Raw genomic sequence first — 1,173 nt, 5'->3', positions numbered from 1 at the left:
CCGACATCGGCCACCTGCCTTTGCACCAACAAGCCTTGGCCTGGGGCACCAGCAAAAAAGTCACGCTGGTGCAGCGCGGCGACAACTACATGCCGTTCAAATCCATCTCCATCAAGTAAGTCATGAATGCATTGAAACGCTGGCTGAACAGCGATGTCGGCTACAGCTTCCGCCAGTCGCCCACGGCGATGGTGGCGGCGGCCATCGCCTTCGTGTGTTTGTTTTCGGCGGTATTTGCAGGCTGGGTGGCGCCCAGCAACCCGTTTGACTTGGCCACGCTGGAGCTGAGCGATGCCCGCATGCCCCCCGCCTGGATGGAGGGGGGCAGCACCAAGTTCTTGCTGGGCACCGATGACCAAGGCCGAGACATCTTGTCGGCCATCATTTATGGCTCACGCATCTCCTTGGTGGTGGGCTTGGCCTCGGTCATCTTGTCGGTGGTGGTGGGTGTGGGCCTGGGTCTGCTGGCGGGTTTCAAAGGCGGCTGGATCGACGCGCTGCTGATGCGCTTGTGCGATGTGATGCTGTCTTTCCCCGCTATTTTGGTGGCGCTCTTGATCGCCGGCGTGGGGCGTGCCTTGTTTCCCGATGCGCACGAGTCGCTGGCCTTTGGTGTATTGATCTTGTCGATCGCTCTCACGGGTTGGGTGCAATACGCCCGCACGGTGCGCGGCACCACTTTGGTCGAGCGCAACAAGGAATACGTGCAGGCCGCTCGCGTGACGGGCGTGGCCCCTTTGCGCATCATGGTCAAGCATGTGCTGCCCAATGTCATGGGCCCGGTCATGGTGCTGGCCACCATCCAGGTGGCGACCGCCATCATCACCGAGGCGACGCTGTCGTTTCTGGGCGTGGGCGCACCGCCCACTTCGCCATCGCTGGGCACGCTCATTCGTGTGGGCAACGACTATTTGTTTTCGGGCGAGTGGTGGATCACGATTTTCCCGGGCCTGATGCTGGTGCTGATCGCCCTGTCGGTCAACTTGCTGGGTGACTGGTTGCGCGACGCGCTGAATCCGAGATTGCGATGAGTCTTTTACAAGTCAAAAACCTGGTGGTGGAATTCCCCAGCCGCCACGGCACGCTGCGTGCGCTGGACGATATTTCTTTCGACATCGCCTCCGGTGAAATTCTGGGCGTGGTGGGCGAATCGGGCGCGGGCAAGTCGCTCAC

2 protein-coding genes are annotated in these 1,173 nt (G+C 61.1%); both read left to right on the top strand.

Annotated features, from left to right (window positions below):
• Window positions 1–122: 122 nt before the first annotated feature.
• The gene (locus Q0341_RS01335) at window positions 123–1,031 is read left to right on the top strand and encodes an ABC transporter permease (RefSeq protein WP_299510026.1); all 909 of its coding nucleotides are present in this window, start codon (window positions 123–125) and stop codon (window positions 1,029–1,031) included.
• Window positions 1,028–1,173, top strand: a 146-nt coding sequence (locus Q0341_RS01330) for an ATP-binding cassette domain-containing protein (RefSeq protein ID WP_299510027.1), incomplete at its 3' end; no start/stop codon positions are given. The genes Q0341_RS01335 and Q0341_RS01330, both read left to right, overlap by 4 nt.

It is taken from the genome of uncultured Limnohabitans sp. (assembly GCF_937889215.1).
GTDB lineage: Bacteria > Pseudomonadota > Gammaproteobacteria > Burkholderiales > Burkholderiaceae_C > Limnohabitans_A.
This window is presented reverse-complemented; position numbering and strand designations above follow the sequence as displayed.

Excerpts from the sequence above, each read along its gene's own strand:
- Q0341_RS01335 (WP_299510026.1), top strand. The coding sequence starts at position 123 with ATGAATGCATTGAAACGCTGGCTGAACAGCGATGTCGGCTACAGCTTC.